The following is a 17,508-nucleotide window of genomic DNA, read 5'->3' as shown; positions in this document are numbered from 1 at the left end:
GGCCGGCACGACCAACCACCGGCTTCGGCAATTCCCACACGGTAGTGCCGGCCGCTGGCCGGCAACCTCATGACGTCGGAACGTTTCCGTATCTGCCGGCCAGCGGCCGGCACTACCAACCACCGGCTTCGGCAATTCCCCACACGGGTAGTGCCGGCCGCTGGCCGGCAACCTCATGACGTCGAAACGTTTCCGTATCTGCCGGCCAGCGGCCGGCACGACCGGGCTTTACTCTTCCTCTTCCGGCACGTCCTGCGGGTTCAACGTCTTGCTCGCCCGCTTCGGCGCGGTGAACGGCGTCGGCGTCGGTACGCCCTGGCCGGAGTTGCCGAACACCATCTTGGCGCCGGCATTCAGACCACCACCGGCAATCTCCAGCTCGAAACGCTCGGCATCGCGGCGACGGATCTGCTCGGCAATCTCGATCGCGTCGTCCTCATCCGCACCCAGCTCCACCAGCGCGGCCTGGCCGAACAACACTGCCGATTCAAACGTCTCGCGGATCTGGAAATCGACACCGGCATGGATCAGCCGCAGCGAATGCTCGCGGTCGAACGAGCGCACCATCAGCTTGGCCTGGGGGAACTCGTGTGCCACCAGTTCAACGATGCGGTCGGCGGCCTCGGCCTTGTCTACGCACACCGCAATCGCACGTGCGGTGGCCGCGCCCGAGGCATGCAGCACGTCCAGTCGCGTACCGTCGCCGTAGTAGATCTTGAAACCGAAACGCGCGGCGCTCTGGATCATCTCCACGTCGTTGTCGATGATGGTCACGTCCACGTCGCGCGCCAGCAGCGACTGGCTGGCGACCTGGCCGAAGCGACCGAAGCCGATCAGCAGCACGCTGCCGGAGAGGCCATCGGCCTCGTCCACGCCGTCCATGTTCACCGTCGGCTTCGGCGCCACGCGCTTGTAGAGCAGCACCACCTGCGGGGTCAGCGCCATCGACAGCACCACCACGGCGGTGAAGTTGGCATTGATCTCCAGGTTGATCACGCCGGCCGATGCGGCGGCAGAGAACAGCACGAAGGCAAACTCGCCGCCCTGCGCCATCAGCACGCCCCGATCCAGCGCCTGCGCGTGGTCGCTGCCCATGATGCGCGCGACCACGTAGATGCACAGCGCCTTGGCCGCCATCAACGCCAGCACCAGGCCGAGGATCAGCTGCCAGTTGCCAGCCACCACGCCCAGGTCCAGCGCCATGCCCACGCTGAGGAAGAACAGGCCGAGCAGGATGCCGCGGAACGGCTCGATATCGGCTTCGATCTGGTGGCGGAAGGTCGATTCGCTCAGCAGCACGCCGGCCAGAAATGCGCCCATCGCCATCGACAGGCCGGACAGCTGCATCAGCAGCGCAGCGCCCAGCACCACCAGCAACGCGGCGGCGGTCATCACCTCGCGCGCCTTCGACTCGGCCAGCACGCGGAACAGTGGGTTGAGCAGGAAGCGGCCGACCAGCACCAGGCCAACGATGGCGCCGACGCCGATCGCCACCGACAGCCAACGCGAACCCTCGCCATCGGCGCTGCCCGCGCTCGGGCCCATCCAGGCCACCAGCGCCAGCAACGGCACGATCAGCAGGTCTTCGAACAGCAGGATGGAGACGATCTTCTGCCCCGACGGCAGCGCGATGTCACCGCGTTCGGCCAGCAGCTGCATCACCACCGCAGTGGAGGTCAGCACGAAGCCGGTGGCGCCGATGAAGGCCACCTGCCACGGCAGGCCGAACAGCTTGGCGATGCTGGTCAGCACCAGCGCACAGGTGACGATCTGCAGCGTGCCCAGCCCGAAGATTTCCTTGCGCAGGCTCCACAGGTGCGAGGGCCGCATTTCCAGGCCGATCACGAACAGGAACATCACCACGCCGAGCTCGGCGGTATGCAGGATGGCCTGCGGGTCGGAGAACCAGCCCAGCCCGAACGGTCCGATCGCCAGGCCAGCGGCGAAGTAGCCCAGCACCGAGCCCAGGCCGGCCCGGCGGAACAAAGGCACCATCACCACCGCCGCGCCCAACAGGGCGACGACCTTGACCAGCTCGCTGGTCGCTGCTTCTACCGCCATGCGGTGTGTTCCCCAAGATCCAGAATCGGGTTCAACAATAGAGCAATGCCGATGACGGCAATAGCACGCATGTTGCGCCGGATTGTCTTGGAGGTGGAACGATGTGGGGAGCTACCCCCAGCATCATCCCGAAACCATGCATCCGCGTCGTTGGGTGCCACCATGCACCCGCTTCGGTAGGTGCCAACCTTGGTTGGCACGAAAACGCCGACCAAGGTCGGCATCTACCAAGGCATTCCCCGGCCAGCCTCACCCACCCCGGCAGAACGCGGCGTAATCGATATACCCCGGGAATGGCACGTCCGGCGCGCACACCGGGCAGTGCGGGTCCGGACGGATGCCGGTCTCGCGGAAGCGCATGCCCAGAGCGTCGAAGCGCAGTAGGCGCCCCACCAGCGGCTCGCCGATGCCCAGCAGCAGCTTCAGCACTTCGGTGGCCTGCAGCACACCAGCCAATCCCGGCAGCACGCCCAGCACACCGGCCTCGGAACAGTTCGGCGCAAACTCCGGCGGCGGTGGCTCGGGGAACAGGCAGCGGTAGCACGGCGCCACGCCGCGCTGGCGGCCAGCGTCAAACACGCTTACCTGGCCATCAAAGCGCTCGATGGCGGCATACACCAGCGGCGTGGCGTGCTTGATGCAGGCGTCGTTGAGCAGGTAGCGCAGCGGGAAGTTGTCCGAGCCGTCCAGCACCACGTCCACGCCCTCAAGCAACGCATCCACGTTCTCGGAGGTGACCCGCTCCGGCACCGCCTCGACCTTGATCGAGGGGTTGAGCGCCAGCAGCCGCTCACGCGCCGAATCGACCTTGAGCTGGCCCACGCTGGCTTCGGTATGCACGATCTGCCGGTGCAGGTTGCTGCGCTCCACGCGGTCGTGGTCGGCGAAGCGCAGGTGCCCTACCCCGGCGGCGGCCAGATAGAAGCCCGCCGGCGCGCCCAGCCCACCCGCGCCCAGCACCAGCACGCGCGACTGCTGCAGCCGGCGCTGGCCGGCCTCGCCCACCTGCGGCAACAGCAGGTGGCGCGAATAGCGGTCGTAGAAGTCGCGGTCGGCGGCGCTGGCCAGCGGCTGCACCAGCGGCAGCGACTGCTCGCGCCAGGCCACGGTGCCGCCCGTCACGGAAGCGACGTTTGTGTAGCCGGCCTGCAGCAGGAACTGCGCGGCATCGGCCGAGCGCTTGCCGCTCTGGCAGATCAGCAGGATCTCCTGGTCGTGCCGCGGCAGGTGTGCGGTCGGGTCGGCCTGCAGCTCGCCCTTGGCCACGCCTCGCGCGCCCTCGGCCATCCCGCCGGCCCGTTCGTGCGCTTCGCGCACATCGATCAGCACCGCGCCATGGGCCAGGCGCTCGCGTGCCTGCGCGGGGGAAAGCTCTTGGATGCTCATGGCGGCATTATCGCGCAGACACCCTCGACGCGCCCTGCCCCGAACATGGCACCATGCGGGCGTTGCCCCTGCATCCCGGAACCGCTGCATGCGCTCTGCCACCGAATTCTGGCGTGACCCGCGCATGCCCTTCGTCGAAAGCCGACGGGCGTGCGACAGCCTCGCCTGCCATCGCCCGCACAGCCATGACACCTTCTCGATCGGCGCCGTCGACGCCGGCAGCAGCCTGTTCACCGGCGCCACGGAAGGGCCGCGCCTGCTGCAGCCCGGCAGTCTGGTCGGCGTGCCAGCAGGCCGCGTGCACGCCTGCAACCCCCTGCCCGGCCAGGTCTGGAGCTACCAGATGCTGCATCTGGACCCACGCTGGATGGCCGAGGTCCGCGCCGAGTATGAGGACCTGCCCGAACCCGACTGGCAGCAGGAACCGATCCGGATTTCCAACCATCGCCCGCGCTACCAGCAGTACTGCCAGCTCAACGAGACGCTGTTCTCCGACGACCCGGTCAGCGTCAAGGAAGCGGCCCTGATCGCGTTCGTCGGCGATCTGGATGAACACGATGGTGTAGCCGTCGCCGGCCCGCTTGAAGATGCCGCGTTACAGCAGCGCTTGCAGCCGGTGATGGACGTCCTGCGCCAGCGGCTCGAACACACCCCGGCCCTGCAGGAGCTGGCATCGCTGGCAGGCATGAGCCGCTACCAGCTGATCCGCGCCTTCCGACGCGCCACGGGCCTGACCCCGCACGCCTGGCAGATCGACCAGCGCATCCAGGAGGCCCGCCGGCGGCTGTGCGAAGGGCAGGCACTGGCCGTGGTCGCGCATGCGCTGGGTTTTGCCGACCAGAGCCATTTCCAGCGGGTCTTCAAGGCCCACGCCGGTGCGACCCCGGGCCAGTACCGGCGCTGAGCCTGCAATAACGTTCAATACCGTCGCCCGGCGCATCCCCAGACTGGCGCCCCAGCCAGCCGCCGCCGGACCCGATGGAACAGTTCCTGGTCATCGCCACCGTACATTTTCTCGCCCTGCTCTCACCCGGCCCCGACTTCTTCCTCGTTGCACGCACCGCGATCACCTCGGGATGGCGCACTGCCAGTGGTGCCTGCGCAGGCATCGCCCTCGGCAATGGCGTCTTCATCGTGGCCGCTTTCACCGGAACGGCCATGCTGCGCGCAGGCAGCGCAGGGTTCATTGCGGTGCAGTTGGCGGGCTGCGGGTTCCTGCTGTACCTCGGCACGCTGTTTCTGCGCCATGCGGGTTCGACGACGTTGCAGGCACCTGAAGCTGCCGACGGATCGCGAGCGGGTGGTGCCCACGGATGGTGGAGGGCGGCCGGGCTGGGCGCCCTGTCTGCGCTGCTGAACCCGAAGAATGCGCTGTTCTACGCAACGCTGGCGGCAATGCTCAACGGTCCGCAGGCCAGCGCCGCAACGAAGTTCTTCTATGGCGCGTGGATGTTCGGCATCGTCCTGCTATGGGATCTGCTGGTTGCCGCGCTGGTTGGCCACCCGTGGGTGCTGGGTCGATTCGCGCGTGCCCTGCCCTGGCTGGAACGGGCCGCAGGACTCCTGATGATTGCGCTGGCGCTGTGGATCGCCGTGTCGCTGTGGCTGGGCTGATGCCGGTAATTCGCGCCTGTCGCAATAGCGTTCAATACGGCGCGTCCGCCGCAGCCCACACTCGGCACTTTCTGTAGTTTGGTGGCAGGTTTTCGTGCAGCAGTTCTTCATCGTCGCGGTGCTGTACGGCTTCGCCATGCTCCTGCCTGCGTCGAATCACGCGAAGATCCTGCGCACCGCGATGGGCGCGGGCGGGCACGCCGCCATGGCCGCATCGTTCGGTATCGCCATCGGTACGGGCACCATCTGCGCCACGGCCTTCGTTGCGGCGGGCATGCTGGGAAACCGCGGCCTGTGGACGCTGGCGATGGAGTGCGCGGGCTGCCTGCTGCTGCTGCGCCTGGCGGGCATGTGCCTGCGCGACGCCGGGCTGACCTCCCTCTCTCCGCTTTCCCTGCAGATGCCCCGGGGCCTGAAGGCCCGCTCCCGTTGGCCGCACGCCGAGGCTGGATGCCTGTTGGCGCTCGCCAGCATCAACAACTGGACGCTGCAGTTCGCGGTTGCCGCCCTGGTCAGCGGCCTCGTTGCCGACATGGGTACAAAGGCCGCTTACGTGGCCTGCCTGGGCGGCGTCGCGCTGTCGCTCGGCCTGCTGATGGCGTGGCTCGGCAGCCATCCGCGCTGGGCACAGGGGTGTTGCCGATTGCTTCCGTGGCTGGAGCATGCGGCGGGTCTGGTGATCGGCGCGGTGTCGGTGGCGTACCTGGCAGGGGTACTGGGTACCACCCTGGTCTGGGCAAGCCTCTCGGGGCAGGCGCAGCTGCCCGAACCGATGATGGCCGCGCCCCGCAGCGCCCCATGCGCGTTGCCGCATTGCCGCGCTCGTCGCAACAGTTCGCCATGATTGAGGACTGTAGACGTAGGGGTAGTGCCGGCCGCTGGCCGGCAACCTCGTGAACACGCCAGGCATCATCGGGTTGCCGGCCAGCGGCCGGCACGACCACACACAAGAAAGGCGGCCCTGCGGCCGCCTTCCCGTGAATCACTTGCCCTTGACGTGCTTCATCAAGCGCCGCTTGGCCTTGACCTGCCGCTCGGTGAGGACGTTCTTCTTGCCCTCGTACGGGTTGGTGCCCTCGCGGAAGATGAAGCTCACCGGCGTACCGATCAGCTTGAAGCGCTTGCGGAAGAAGTTCTCCAGGTAGCGCTTGTACGACTCCTGCAGCTCCTTCAGGCGGGTGCCGTGCACGATGAAGGTCGGCGGGTTGGAACCGGCCGGGTGCACGTAGCGCAGCTTGGAGACATGGCCGCGGATGGTCGGCGGCGGGTTGGTCTCGTAGGCCACTTCCAGCGCCTTGTTCACTTCGCTGGTGGTGAAGGTCTTGTTCGCCGATTCGTGCGCGCGGTGCACCGCACGGAACAGCTCGCGCAGGCCCGAGCCATGCTTGGCCGAGATGCGCACGGACTCGGCCCACGGCACGAAGCCCAGCTTCAGCGACAGCATGGTTTCAGCCTGTTCGCGCTGGTACTCGGTCAGGCCATCCCACTTGTTGATGGCGATCACCAGCGCGCGGCCGGCGTCGAGCACGGCACCGAGCACGGTGGCGTCCTGGTCGGTCACGCCTTCGGTGGCGTCCAGCATCAGCACGGCGACCTGACACTGCTCGATCGACTGCATGGTCTTGACCACCGAGAACTTCTCGACGACCTCGTCCACGCGCGAACGGCGGCGCAGGCCGGCGGTGTCGATCAGCCGGTACTCACGTCCGTCGCGCTCCAGGTCCACCGCGATCGAGTCGCGGGTGGTGCCCGGCACGTCGGAGGCGATCATGCGCTCCTCGCCGAGGATGCGGTTGACCAGGGTCGACTTGCCCACGTTCGGACGTCCGACGAAGGCGATGCGGATACGGTTCGGATCGTTGTCCAGCTCTTCGCCGCTGCCTTCTTCCGGCAGGCGCTGGATCACTTCGTCCAGCAGGTCGTCCAGGCCCTGGCGATGCGCGGCCGAGACGGTCAGCATCTCGCCGAAGCCGTAACGGGCGAATTCCGAACGCACGCTGTCCTCGTCGGTGCCGTCGATCTTGTTGATCAGCAGCAGCGTCGGGCGCGACAGCTTGCGCAGCCAGGCCAGGATCTCGTCGTCCAGCGCCGAGGTGCCCTCGCGGGCGTCGACGACGAACAGGATCAGATCGGCTTCGGCCGCCGCAGCCCGGGCCTGGCGCGTGGTGGCACCCGCCAGGCCTTCGTCTTCCCCGGCAATACCGCCGGTATCCACGACGAGGAAATGGTTGTCCTCGTCGAGGCGGCAGACGCCGTAGTTGCGGTCACGGGTGACGCCGGGCTGGTCATGGACCAGCGCGTCGCGGGTGCGCGTAAGCGCATTGAAAATAGTCGACTTGCCGACATTCGGCCGTCCAACCAGGGCGACCAAAGGCAGCATCGCGATTACTCCAATTTTTAATTTGCCAACCGGAAGGCGGTCAGCTTGCCATCCACGTTCTGCACCAGCAGCACCCCGTCGACGACGACCGGCTGGGCCAGCAGGGCGTCACCGCCGCTCTTCGCCCGTGCCGCCATCGCACCATCGGAGGTCTTCAACCAGTGCACGTATCCCTTGTAGTCGCCGACGACCACGTAATCACCGTGCAGCGCCGGGCCGGTCAGCGAACGACGCGCCAGCTCGGTCTGCGACCACATGGCAGCGCCGGTCGCCTTGTCCAGGCCGAACACGCCACCCTTGTTGTCGGTGACGAACACATTGCCCGACGACACCGCCACGCCACCTGCACCGCCATGGTCGCGCGCCCACAGCGGGCGACCGGTCGGGCCTTCGATGGCCATGGTCTGGTTCTTGAAGCTGCTCACGAAGAGGGTGTTGCCCTCCAGCACCGGAGCACCGTCGACATCGGCCATGCGGTCCAGCTCGGTACGGCCTTCGCCGTTGCCAAGGTTCTGTTCCCACAGGGTACGTCCATCCTGCATGGCCAGCGCGGCAACCGCGCCTTCGTCCTTGCCGATGAACAACACGCCCGGACCGGTGACCACCGGCGCGTTGCCGCGCACGGTCAGCGCGGGCAGTTCGCTCGGGTTGAACCACTTCTGCGTGCCGTTGCCGGCATCGAACGCGGTGACGCGGCCGTCGTTGCTGCGCACGAACACCAGGCCCTGGGCCACGGCCGGCGCGGCAATGACCTCACCCGGAACACGGGCGCGCCACTTCTCGCTGCCGTCATTGATGTCCAGGGCGATGACCTGGCCATCGAGCGTGCCGATCACGACCAGGTTCTCACCGACACCCGGGCCGCCGGACAGGCGCAGCTTCGGCTTCTTCTTTTCCTTCTGCGGCTCCCAGGTCCAGACCTTCTTGCCGGTCTGCAGGTCGATGGCGTGCACGCCGCCGGTGATCGCCGCAGCGAACACGTGGCCATTGGCAACGGCCGGGCCCTGGCGCACGCCGATGCGGCGCTCGCCCTTGCCGAGGTTGACCGACCAGGCCTTGTTGACCTTGACGCTCGGCTCGAACTTGACCAGCTCAGCCGGCTCCTGGGCCTTCTTCGCTGCCGCGTCCTTGCCGGCGAACCAGCCCTTCATGGTGCTGCAGCCGGTCAGGGCCATGCCCATCAGGAGCACGGTGGCGACGCGGGTGATCATGACCTTCTGACTCATCAAACCGACTCCGCAGGGGCGGCGACCGTGCCGCCGGCATCCATAACCTTGGTTTCCAGCAGGCGCCGCTGCGGCGCTGCCACGTCCAGCGACTTCAGCGCCTTCTCGTACTGTGCGCGGGCGTCATCGCGCTTGCCCTGCGCCATCAGCGCATCGCCATGGATTTCCAGGCTGCTGCTGTCGGTGGCGCTGCCCAGCAGCTTGATCGCCTCGTCGCTCTTGCCGGTGGCCACCAGCAGGCGGGCCACACGCTGGTCGACCACGCGCTGCAGGTCGCTTTCGACCTTCACGGCGCGCAGGGTGGCCAGCGCTTCTTCGTTCTTGCCGGCGTCGACCTGGGCCTTGGCCAGCTGCAGCGCCGCGAGGTCGCCATAGATGCTGGACGGGCCCGCTTCGAGCGCCTTCACTGCCTTGGCAGCGTCGTCGAGCTTGTTCTGCTGAAGACCGACCAGGGCCTTCTGGTATTCCACGTTGGCCGAGGCCAGCTTGCCGCCCTGATCCTTCTGGTACCACTGCCAGCCGGCAATGGCACCGATCGCGATGGCTACGCCACCGAGGATGCTGGCGCCATTCTTCCGCAGCCAGCTGCGGACGCGTTCACTTTGTTCGTGCTCGTCGAGCAGATCGTCGATCGCCATGCGTACTCTCGCCCCGCCCATCGGGAGGGACCATTGGGTTTAATCGAAGGTGGTGAAACCGCGCCTCAGTGCGAAACCGGGACTACGGAGCCTTCAGAGGATACCTGAAAGCGTGCCACGTTGGCTCGCTGGTAGGGGGTCAGATCGACGATAGCGCCGTTCTGCTGAACCTGGACCGCCGAGGCGTTGCCCAGGGTCACCCGGGTCACCTGGCCCGGCGTGAAGCTGCGGCTCTCGCCGGACTTGATCAGCGCCTTTTCGACCGTGGCGCCGTCCGGACCACCGATATCGACCCAGCTGTCGCCGCTGAACTGCATCTCCAGCGTATTGGCGGCTGCGGGCGCAGCGGGTGCCGAACGCGGCACCGGGGACAGCGAAGCGACATACGGGGTTGCGGCCGGCTTGCTGGCCGGGGCACTCGCGACTTCAGCCGGGGCTGCCGGCTCGACACCCGCAGCGGACGGGGCCACCGGCACAGCGGCCGGGATCGCGTCCAGCGAGGCCGTGTTCGGCGACGGCGTGGCGCTGCCATCGAAATGGCCACGGGTGGCGAACCACACCGGCACGGCCAGCACGGCGGTGATGCCGACGTACAGCACGCGCCGGCCGAGATTCTCGGCAATGCGGCGCGCACGCGGGGTATGGGTATGGCTGACCAGGGTGGGCGGCACGACAGGACCCACCTGGGCCTGCTCCAGCAGCTGGCTCACATCGACGTCGAGCAGGCGCGCGTAGCTGCGCAACTGGCCGCGCACGAAGACGGGCGCGCCCAGCTTCTGCCACTGCTCTTCCTCCAGCGACCTGACCACCTGGACCGGCATGCGCAGGCGCGAGCCGACATCCTCAAGGGTCAGTCCGGCCGCTTCACGGGCCTGGCGCAGGCGGGTGCCGCAGCCGGCCGCAGTCTCGAGAGCGCTCACAGTCTGGTCATCAATCACAATGCATCAACCCTGGAGTTAGGAGCCCGCTTCCTGCGGAAATTCCTGTCGAATGCGCTGAAGATAGCGGTCAGATGCCGCCCGATCACCCAGCCGCGCTTCGATTTGAGACGCAAGTTGTAACACGGAACGCGTTGCGGGTGCAGCCGCAATCCTACGTTCGGCGAAGGCCCGGGCCTCCATGTAGCGACCCTGGCGGAAGCTGAGCTGGGCCATGGCCTCCAGCGCGACCGGGTTTCCCGGCAGCGCCGACAGCGCCGCGCGCAGGTCGCGCTCGGCACGCTCGAACTGGCCTGCATCCAGCGCACAGCTGCCGGCATTGGACTGCGCTTCGGCGACGGCGGGATTGCCCGGCGCCCGCTGGGCACGATCGAACCACACCAGCGATTCGGCCGCCTGGCCCTGCTGGCACAGCCAGGCACCATAGTTGTTGAGCACGTCGCCACGTTGCGGCGCCAGCTCGGCAGCCTTGCGGAAGTTCTCGCCGGCCTGCTGGCTGCGACCGCGACGCTCGTCGATGCCCGCAAGCAGGACCAGGCCGTCGGGGGCCGTCGGCACCAGCTTCTGGGCTTCGCGCGCCTTTCGCTCGGCAGCATCGAGATTGCCGCCCTGGATGTCGCGGCCGGCCAGGGTCAGCAACTCCTGCCAGCGCACCTGCTGCCGCACCCCTTCCGGATCACGGACGGAGTAGACCGGCGCCTCGCTCGGGCCAAGCTTGGCCTTGGGATGGGATTTGCAGCCGCCGACCGCGAGGGCCAGCGTGCCTGCGAGCAGAACCAGCCAGAGGCGGTCAGGCCGCGGCATCGCTCCCCTTCCCCGCCTGCAGCGTCTTGTTGAACTCCGCCTGGCGGCGGGTGCGGTCCATCACCTGGCCCTTGAGCTGGCCACAGGCGGCGTCGATGTCGTCGCCACGGGTACGGCGGACCATGGTCAGCACGTTGCTGTCGAGCAGGATCTTCTGGAAGGCGCGGATGTGCGCCTCTTCCGAACGCTCGTAGCGGGTACCCGGGAACGGGTTGAACGGAATCAGGTTGACCTTGCCCGAATCCTTGGCCTGCACCGCGTTGTCGAACTGGCGCATCAGGCGGGCCAGCTCGCGGGCATGCTCGGGCTTGTCGTTGATGCCCTTCATCAGGGTGTATTCGAAGGTGACCGATTCGCGGCGCTTGTTGGCGCGCAGGTAGCGTGCGCACGAGGCCATCAGCTCGGCGATCGGGTACTTCTTGTTGAGCGGCACCAGGGTCTCGCGCAGCGCGTCGTTCGGCGCATGCAGCGACACCGCCAGCGACACGTCGCTTTCGGCAGACAGGCGGTCGATCTGCGGCACCAGGCCGGAGGTCGACAGGGTCACGCGCTTGTTGGCCAGGCCGTAGCCCAGGTCGTCGCGCATCACGCTCATGGCGCGCACGACGTTGTCGAAATTCATCAGCGGCTCGCCCATGCCCATCATCACCACGTTGGTGAGGCGGCGCATCTGGTGCGGCACGTTGCCCAGGTGGCGCGCGGCAACCCACACCTGGCCGATGATCTCGGCGGTGGTCAGGTTGCGGTTGAAGCCCTGGGTAGCAGTGGAGCAGAACGTGCAGTTCAGGCCGCAACCGACCTGCGAGGACACGCACAGCGTGCCGCGGGTCTTGTCCGGGATGTACACGGTCTCGATGGCGTTCTTGCCATCCACGCCCATCGCCAGCAGCCACTTGTGGGTGCCGTCGGCGGAGGGCTTGTCGAACACGATGTTGGGAACCAGCACCTCGGCATGGGCCTGCAGCTTGGCGCGCAGGACCTTGCCGAGGTCGGTCATTTCATCGAAGTCGGTGACGTAGCGATGGTGGATCCACTTCATCACCTGATGGGCACGGAACTTCTTTTCGCCGAGAACCTCGACGAAGAACTTCTCCAGGCCCGCGCGATCGAGGTCGAGCAGGTTCTGCTTGCCAGCCGTGGGTGCCGACTTCGGCAGCGGCTGGATGGCGGGGGACTGTACGACCTCGTTCACGGCATTACTCTCAGCGCGAAACGACTTCGGTGGCGGCGAAGAAGTAGGCGATTTCAATCGCGGCATTCTCGACCGAGTCCGAGCCGTGGGCGGCGTTGGCATCGATGGATTCGGCGAAGTCGGCGCGGATGGTGCCCGGCGCGGCTTCCTTCGGGTTGGTGGCGCCCAGCAGGTCGCGGTGGGCCAGGACGGCGTTCTCGCCTTCCAGGGCCTGGATCATCACCGGGCCGGAGATCATGAACTCGACCAGCGCGTTGAAGAACGGACGCTCGCGGTGCACGGCGTAGAAGCCTTCGGCTTCACGACGCGACAGCTGCTTGTACTTGGCGGCCACGACCTTCAGGCCGGCCTTCTCGAAGCGGGCGTAGATTTCGCCGATGACGTTCTTGGCAACGGCGTCCGGCTTGATGATCGAAAGGGTGCGCTCCAGCGCCATGGGATGTCTCCAATGGAATCGGGCCGCTGATGGCCCGAAGGGTAACATGAAAAAAACCCGCGTCGGGACGCGGGCTTAGCCTGATAAACGTAGGCGAATTGTAAAAGATAAAGCGGCGGCATGGTAGTGCCGGCCGCTGGCCGGCATTGGGCGCCCTTCAACCTAGGAGCTGCCGGCCAGCCGCCGGCACTACCCCATTCACCGACCTGAGTGAAATCTGACCGGGTCGGCCGATTTTTGCTGCACTGCAAAATGCCATACGGTACCGTCTGGTCCTAGTATCAAACAATCGTTTGATTAAGGTCCGCCCACCGATGGCCAAGCCCGCCCACTTCTCGACCAAGGACCGGATTCTCGGCGCGGCCGAGGAGCTGTTCGCCCAGCACGGCTTCGCCGGCACCTCGCTGCGCCAGGTGACCAGCCAGGCCGACGTCAACATCGCCGCGGTCAACTACCACTTCGGCTCCAAGGAAAACCTGGTCAACGAGGTGTTCCGCCGCCGCATGGACGAGATGACCGGTGCCCGCCTGTCGCAGCTCGAGCGCGCCCGCGCCGAGCACCCGGGTGAACTGCGCCCGGTGCTGGCTGCCTTCGTCGAGCCGGCCCTGGCGCTGGCCCAGGACCGCCAGAACGGCGGCGCCTTCGTGCGCGTGATCGCCCGCGCCTACGCCGAGAAGAACGACAACCTGCGCAAGTTCCTGTCCGACCACTACGGCCACGTGCTGCGTGCGTTCGGCAAGGCCATCGGCGAGTGCGTGCCGGACCTGAGCAAGGAGGAGCTGTACTGGCGCCTCGACTTCCTGGCCGGCTCGCTGACCTATGCGATGGCCGACTTCGGGCTGATCAAGCGTCCCGCCGGTGTCACCGAAGCGGCGCATCGTGCCCATGCCGCCCACGAACTGATCCATTTCGCCGAAGCCGGGTTCCGCGCCGCCGCACGCGCCAGCGCCCTGCCCGCTTCCCTTGATTCCACCCAGTAACTGCTGACCAACAAAGGCCCTACACCATGTCCAATTCCCTGCTAGTCCGCCGCGCCGCCGTGCTGGGTGCCGGCGTCATGGGTGCCCAGATCGCCGCCCATCTCACCAATGCTGGCGTCGACACCGTGCTGTTCGACCTGCCTGCCAAGGAAGGTCCGGCCGACGGCATCGTGCTGAAGGCGATCGCCAACCTGGGCAAGCTGAGCCCGGCGCCGCTGGCCAGCAAGTCGCTGGCCGAAGCCATCACCCCGGCCAACTACGAGTCCGGCCTGGAGCAGCTGAAGGACTGCGACCTGATCATCGAGGCCATCGCCGAGCGCATGGACTGGAAGCAGGACCTGTACAAGAAGATCGCCCCGTTCGTGGCCGACCACGCGGTGCTGGCCTCCAACACCTCGGGCCTGGGCATCAACAAGCTGGCCGACGTGCTGCCCGAGCAGCTGCGCCACCGCTTCTGCGGCGTGCACTTCTTCAACCCGCCGCGCTACATGCACCTGGCCGAGCTGATCCCGGCCACCACCACCGATGCCGCCGTGCTGGAAGGCCTGGAAGCATTCCTGGTCACCACCCTGGGCAAGGGCGTGGTGTACGCCAAGGACACCCCGAACTTCATCGGCAACCGCATCGGCGTGTTCTCGATCCTGTCCACCATCCACCACACCCAGCAGTTCGGCCTGGGCTTCGATGAAGTGGACGGCCTGACCGGCCCGCTGGTGGGCCGCCCGAAGTCGGCCACCTACCGCACCTCCGACGTGGTCGGCCTGGACACCATGGCCCACGTCATCAAGACCATGGGCGACACCCTGCCGAATGACCCGTGGCATGAATTCTTCAAGTCGCCGAAGTGGCTGGACGCGCTGATTTCCAAGGGCACGCTGGGCCAGAAGACCGGCGCCGGCATCTTCCGCAAGGTCGGCAAGGACATCGTGGTACTGGATCTGGAGAAGCAGGACTACCGCCCGGCCGACCGCACTGCCGCCCCGGAAGTGGTCGAGATCCTGAAGATCAGGAACCCGGCCGAGAAGTTCGCCAAGCTGCGCGAGAGCCAGCACCCGCAGGCGCAGTTCCTGTGGGCGACCTTCCGCGACCTGTTCCACTACAGCGCCTACCACCTGGCCGACATCGCCGAGACCGCGCGCGATGTCGACCTGGCCATCCGCTGGGGCTACGGCTGGTCGCTGGGCCCGTTCGAAACCTGGCAGGCCGCCGGCTGGAAGCAGGTGGCGCAGTGGATCGCCGATGACATCGTCGCCGGCAAGAGCATGAGCAATGCCCCGCTGCCGGATTGGGTCTTCGACGGCCGCGACGGCGTGCACGCCGCCGAGGGCAGCTACAGCCCGTCGCGCAACGCCAAGCTGCCGCGCTCGTCGCTGCCGGTGTACCAGCGCCAGCGCTTCCCGGATCCGCTGCTGGGCGAGAAGTTCGCGCCGGGCGAGACCGTGTTCGAGAACGACGGCCTGCGCATGTGGCACGACGGTGATGGCATTGCCGTGGTCAGCTTCAAGACCAAGATGAACACCGTGTCCGACCAGGTGCTGGACGGCCTGCAGGAATGCGTGAGCCGCGCCGAGAAGGACTTCCAGGGCTTGGTGATCTGGCAGCAGAAGGAGCCCTTCTCCGCCGGTGCCGACCTGGCCGGTGCACTGGGCCTGCTGCAGGCCGGCAAGGTCGACCAGTTCGAGGAAATGGTCGCCAACTTCCAGCGCACCAGCCAGCGCATCAAGTACTCGCTGGTGCCGGTGGTGGCAGCGGTGCGTGGCCTGGCCCTGGGCGGCGGCTGCGAGTTCCAGATGCACAGCGCCAAGACCGTGGCCTTCCTGGAAAGCTACATCGGCCTGGTCGAGGCCGGTGTCGGCCTGCTGCCGGCCGGTGGCGGCCTGAAGGAACTGGCCGTGCGTGCCTCTCAGGCCGCGGGCCCGGGCGGTGACGTGTTCGCCGAACTGAAGAAGACCTTCGAGACCGTGGCGATGGCCAAGGTGTCCAACTCGGCGGTCAACGCCAAGGAACTGGGCCTGCTGCGCAGTACCGACAAGGTGGTGTTCAACAGCTACGAGGCCCTGCACATCGCCAAGGCCGAAGCCCGTGCACTGGCCGAAGCGGGCTACCGTCCGCCGCTGCCGGCACGCCGCATCCAGGTGGCCGGTGACGTGGGCATCGCCACCTTCAAGATGATGCTGGTCAACATGCTGGAAGGCCGTTTCATCAGCCCGTACGACTACGAGATCGCCGAACGCATCGCCACCGTGCTGTGCGGTGGCAAGGTCGACCGCGGCACCCTGGTGGACGAAGAGTGGCTGCTGACCCTGGAGCGCAAGCACTTCGTCGAACTGGCCCAGCAGGAGAAGACCCAGGCCCGCATCGCGCACATGCTGAAGACCGGCAAGCCGCTGCGTAACTGATTGATGGCGGGTGCCGACCCCTGGTTGGCACTCCTCTGCCTCTGGTGGGTGCCGACCGTTGGTCGGCACCCCGGCTAAAAAATTCGAGAGATCACTGCAATGACCAAGCAAATCCAGGACGCCTACATCGTCTCCGCCACCCGCACCCCGGTCGGCAAGGCGCCCAAGGGCATGTTCCGCAACACCCGTCCCGACGACATGCTTGCGCACGTGCTGCGCAGCGTCGTCGCCCAGGCCCCGGGCGTGGACGTCAACCGCATCGATGACGCGATCATCGGCTGCGCCATGCCGGAAGCCGAGCAGGGCATGAACGTGGCGCGCATCGGCGTGCTGCTGGCCGGCCTGCCCAACACCATTGCCGCACAGACCGTGAACCGCTTCTGCTCCTCCGGCCTGCAGGCCGTGGCGCAGGCCGCCGACGCGATCCGCCTGGGCAATGCCGACCTGATGCTGGCCGGCGGCACCGAGTCGATGTCGATGGTGCCGATGATGGGCAACAAGATCGCGATGGCGCCGAGCGTGTTCGACAACGACCACGTGGCCATCGCCTACGGCATGGGCATCACTGCCGAGAAGGTGGCCGAAGAGTGGAAGGTCTCGCGCGAAGACCAGGATGCCTTCGCCCTCGCCTCGCACCAGAAGGCCATGGCCGCGATCCAGAACGGCGAGTTCAAGGACGAGATCAGCCCGTACGAGATCGTCTCGCACCTGCCGGACCTGGCCGACGGCCAGCGCATCATCACCCGCAACAAGATCGCCGACACCGACGAAGGCCCGCGCCCGGATTCCTCGGCTGAAGGCCTGGCCAAGCTGCGCCCGGTGTTCCGCAACGGCCAGTTCGGCGGCACCGTCACCGCCGGCAACTCGTCGCAGATGAGCGATGGCGCCGGTGCCGTGCTGCTGGCCTCGGAACAGGCGATCAAGGACTACGGCCTGACCCCGCTGGCCCGTTTCGTCAGCTTCTCGGTGGCCGGCGTGCGCCCGGAAGTGATGGGCATCGGCCCGATCGCCGCGATCCCGAAGGCACTGAAGCAGGCCGGCCTGACCCAGGACCAGCTGGATTGGATCGAGCTCAACGAAGCGTTCGCCGCGCAGTCGCTGGCGGTGATCCGCGATTGCGGCCTGGACCCGAGCAAGGTCAACCCGCTGGGTGGCGCGATTGCCCTGGGCCACCCGCTGGGTGCGACCGGCGCGATCCGTACCGCCACCCTGCTGCACGGCCTGCGTCGTCGCCAGCAGAAGTACGGCATGGTGACGATGTGCATCGGCACCGGCATGGGCGCAGCGGGTATTTTCGAGGCGCTGTAAGGTTCAAAGCGTTGCCGGCGGGATGTCGGTCTGCTTGCAGGGCCCGGGTGGGTGAGGCTGCCCGGGACACGCCGTAAACCCGTCCCTGGGGGCTTGGCAGCGGCATCCATGCCGCTGACAGTCCCGGTCAGCCTCACCCACCCGTG

At 67.1% G+C, this 17,508-nt stretch carries 15 protein-coding genes; 6 read left to right on the top strand and 9 right to left on the bottom strand.

Annotation, left to right across the window (positions count from 1 at the left end; translation table 11 throughout):
• Positions 1–228: 228 nt before the first annotated feature.
• Both AC5P5X_RS10585 and moeB read right to left on the bottom strand, forming a co-directional pair.
• The gene (locus AC5P5X_RS10585) at positions 229–2,061 is read right to left on the bottom strand and encodes a monovalent cation:proton antiporter-2 (CPA2) family protein (RefSeq protein ID WP_495215977.1); all 1,833 of its coding nucleotides are present in this window, start codon (positions 2,059–2,061) and stop codon (positions 229–231) included.
• Positions 2,062–2,310: 249 nt separating this feature from the next.
• Positions 2,311–3,447, bottom strand: coding sequence for a molybdopterin-synthase adenylyltransferase MoeB (gene moeB / locus AC5P5X_RS10580; protein ID WP_111189632.1), 1,137 nt, complete (start codon positions 3,445–3,447; stop codon positions 2,311–2,313).
• An 88-nt stretch (positions 3,448–3,535) separates the two neighbouring features.
• On the opposite strand from moeB, the gene AC5P5X_RS10575 reads away from it, so the two are divergent.
• The 3 genes from AC5P5X_RS10575 (at position 3,536) to AC5P5X_RS10565 (ending at position 5,905) form a co-directional block, all read left to right on the top strand.
• Positions 3,536–4,351, top strand: a complete 816-nt coding sequence (locus tag AC5P5X_RS10575) for a helix-turn-helix domain-containing protein (RefSeq protein ID WP_111189631.1) — start codon at positions 3,536–3,538, stop codon at positions 4,349–4,351.
• A gap of 74 nt (positions 4,352–4,425) precedes the next feature.
• On the top strand, positions 4,426–5,061 hold the full coding sequence (locus AC5P5X_RS10570) for a LysE family translocator (protein ID WP_087803561.1): 636 nt from the start codon (positions 4,426–4,428) through the stop codon (positions 5,059–5,061).
• A 94-nt stretch (positions 5,062–5,155) separates the two neighbouring features.
• The gene (locus AC5P5X_RS10565) at positions 5,156–5,905 is read left to right on the top strand and encodes a lysine transporter LysE (protein WP_087803559.1); all 750 of its coding nucleotides are present in this window, start codon (positions 5,156–5,158) and stop codon (positions 5,903–5,905) included.
• A gap of 138 nt (positions 5,906–6,043) precedes the next feature.
• Here the strand turns inward: AC5P5X_RS10565 and der are convergent, their stop codons facing one another.
• The 7 genes from der to ndk all read right to left on the bottom strand — a co-directional run bounded on the left by der (position 6,044) and on the right by ndk (position 12,675).
• Positions 6,044–7,441 carry a ribosome biogenesis GTPase Der gene (gene der / locus AC5P5X_RS10560; protein WP_005413118.1) on the bottom strand — a complete coding sequence of 466 codons (1,398 nt, stop codon included), beginning with the start codon at positions 7,439–7,441 and terminating at the stop codon, positions 6,044–6,046.
• A gap of 17 nt (positions 7,442–7,458) precedes the next feature.
• Positions 7,459–8,667: an outer membrane protein assembly factor BamB gene (gene bamB, locus AC5P5X_RS10555; RefSeq protein WP_005409300.1), complete on the bottom strand. Its 1,209-nt coding sequence runs from the start codon at positions 8,665–8,667 to the stop codon at positions 7,459–7,461.
• Positions 8,667–9,305: a YfgM family protein gene (locus AC5P5X_RS10550; protein ID WP_005409299.1), complete on the bottom strand. Its 639-nt coding sequence runs from the start codon at positions 9,303–9,305 to the stop codon at positions 8,667–8,669. Before AC5P5X_RS10550 ends, bamB begins: the two co-directional genes overlap by 1 nt.
• A gap of 65 nt (positions 9,306–9,370) precedes the next feature.
• Positions 9,371–10,243, bottom strand: coding sequence for a RodZ domain-containing protein (locus tag AC5P5X_RS10545; protein WP_005409298.1), 873 nt, complete (start codon positions 10,241–10,243; stop codon positions 9,371–9,373).
• Positions 10,244–10,261: 18 nt separating this feature from the next.
• Positions 10,262–11,047, bottom strand: coding sequence for a tetratricopeptide repeat protein (locus AC5P5X_RS10540; RefSeq protein WP_005409297.1), 786 nt, complete (start codon positions 11,045–11,047; stop codon positions 10,262–10,264).
• Positions 11,034–12,239 carry a dual-specificity RNA methyltransferase RlmN gene (gene rlmN, locus AC5P5X_RS10535; RefSeq protein ID WP_005409296.1) on the bottom strand — a complete coding sequence of 402 codons (1,206 nt, stop codon included), beginning with the start codon at positions 12,237–12,239 and terminating at the stop codon, positions 11,034–11,036. Before rlmN ends, AC5P5X_RS10540 begins: the two co-directional genes overlap by 14 nt.
• 10 nt (positions 12,240–12,249) lie before the next feature.
• Positions 12,250–12,675, bottom strand: coding sequence for a nucleoside-diphosphate kinase (gene ndk, locus AC5P5X_RS10530; RefSeq protein WP_005409295.1), 426 nt, complete (start codon positions 12,673–12,675; stop codon positions 12,250–12,252).
• Between the two features lie 314 nt (positions 12,676–12,989).
• On the opposite strand from ndk, the gene AC5P5X_RS10525 reads away from it, so the two are divergent.
• From AC5P5X_RS10525 to AC5P5X_RS10515, 3 genes are all read left to right on the top strand, one after another.
• Complete coding sequence (locus AC5P5X_RS10525) at positions 12,990–13,655, top strand: TetR/AcrR family transcriptional regulator (protein WP_005413120.1); 666 nt, start codon at positions 12,990–12,992, stop codon at positions 13,653–13,655.
• A gap of 26 nt (positions 13,656–13,681) precedes the next feature.
• A complete protein-coding gene (locus tag AC5P5X_RS10520; RefSeq protein ID WP_111189630.1) occupies positions 13,682–16,054 on the top strand; it encodes a 3-hydroxyacyl-CoA dehydrogenase/enoyl-CoA hydratase family protein in 2,373 nt (790 codons plus the stop codon).
• 99 nt (positions 16,055–16,153) lie between these two features.
• Positions 16,154–17,362 carry an acetyl-CoA C-acyltransferase gene (locus AC5P5X_RS10515; RefSeq protein ID WP_065183247.1) on the top strand — a complete coding sequence of 403 codons (1,209 nt, stop codon included), beginning with the start codon at positions 16,154–16,156 and terminating at the stop codon, positions 17,360–17,362.
• The last annotated feature ends 146 nt before the right edge of the window (positions 17,363–17,508 follow it).

The sequence above is a fragment of the Stenotrophomonas sp. YJH_SMC_91 genome (assembly GCF_059368495.1).
Note: the sequence above shows the minus strand (reverse complement) of the source record. Positions and strands in the feature narration are given on the sequence as shown.

Excerpts from the sequence above, each read along its gene's own strand:
- ndk (WP_005409295.1), bottom strand. The coding sequence starts at position 12,675 with ATGGCGCTGGAGCGCACCCTTTCGATCATCAAGCCGGACGCCGTTGCC.
- AC5P5X_RS10520 (WP_111189630.1), top strand. The coding sequence starts at position 13,682 with ATGTCCAATTCCCTGCTAGTCCGCCGCGCCGCCGTGCTGGGTGCCGGC.
- AC5P5X_RS10550 (WP_005409299.1), bottom strand. The coding sequence starts at position 9,305 with ATGGCGATCGACGATCTGCTCGACGAGCACGAACAAAGTGAACGCGTC.
- AC5P5X_RS10570 (WP_087803561.1), top strand. The coding sequence starts at position 4,426 with ATGGAACAGTTCCTGGTCATCGCCACCGTACATTTTCTCGCCCTGCTC.
- der (WP_005413118.1), bottom strand. The coding sequence starts at position 7,441 with ATGCTGCCTTTGGTCGCCCTGGTTGGACGGCCGAATGTCGGCAAGTCG.
- AC5P5X_RS10575 (WP_111189631.1), top strand. The coding sequence starts at position 3,536 with ATGCGCTCTGCCACCGAATTCTGGCGTGACCCGCGCATGCCCTTCGTC.
- AC5P5X_RS10515 (WP_065183247.1), top strand. The coding sequence starts at position 16,154 with ATGACCAAGCAAATCCAGGACGCCTACATCGTCTCCGCCACCCGCACC.
- moeB (WP_111189632.1), bottom strand. The coding sequence starts at position 3,447 with ATGAGCATCCAAGAGCTTTCCCCCGCGCAGGCACGCGAGCGCCTGGCC.
- bamB (WP_005409300.1), bottom strand. The coding sequence starts at position 8,667 with ATGAGTCAGAAGGTCATGATCACCCGCGTCGCCACCGTGCTCCTGATG.
- AC5P5X_RS10585 (WP_495215977.1), bottom strand. The coding sequence starts at position 2,061 with ATGGCGGTAGAAGCAGCGACCAGCGAGCTGGTCAAGGTCGTCGCCCTG.
- AC5P5X_RS10540 (WP_005409297.1), bottom strand. The coding sequence starts at position 11,047 with ATGCCGCGGCCTGACCGCCTCTGGCTGGTTCTGCTCGCAGGCACGCTG.
- AC5P5X_RS10525 (WP_005413120.1), top strand. The coding sequence starts at position 12,990 with ATGGCCAAGCCCGCCCACTTCTCGACCAAGGACCGGATTCTCGGCGCG.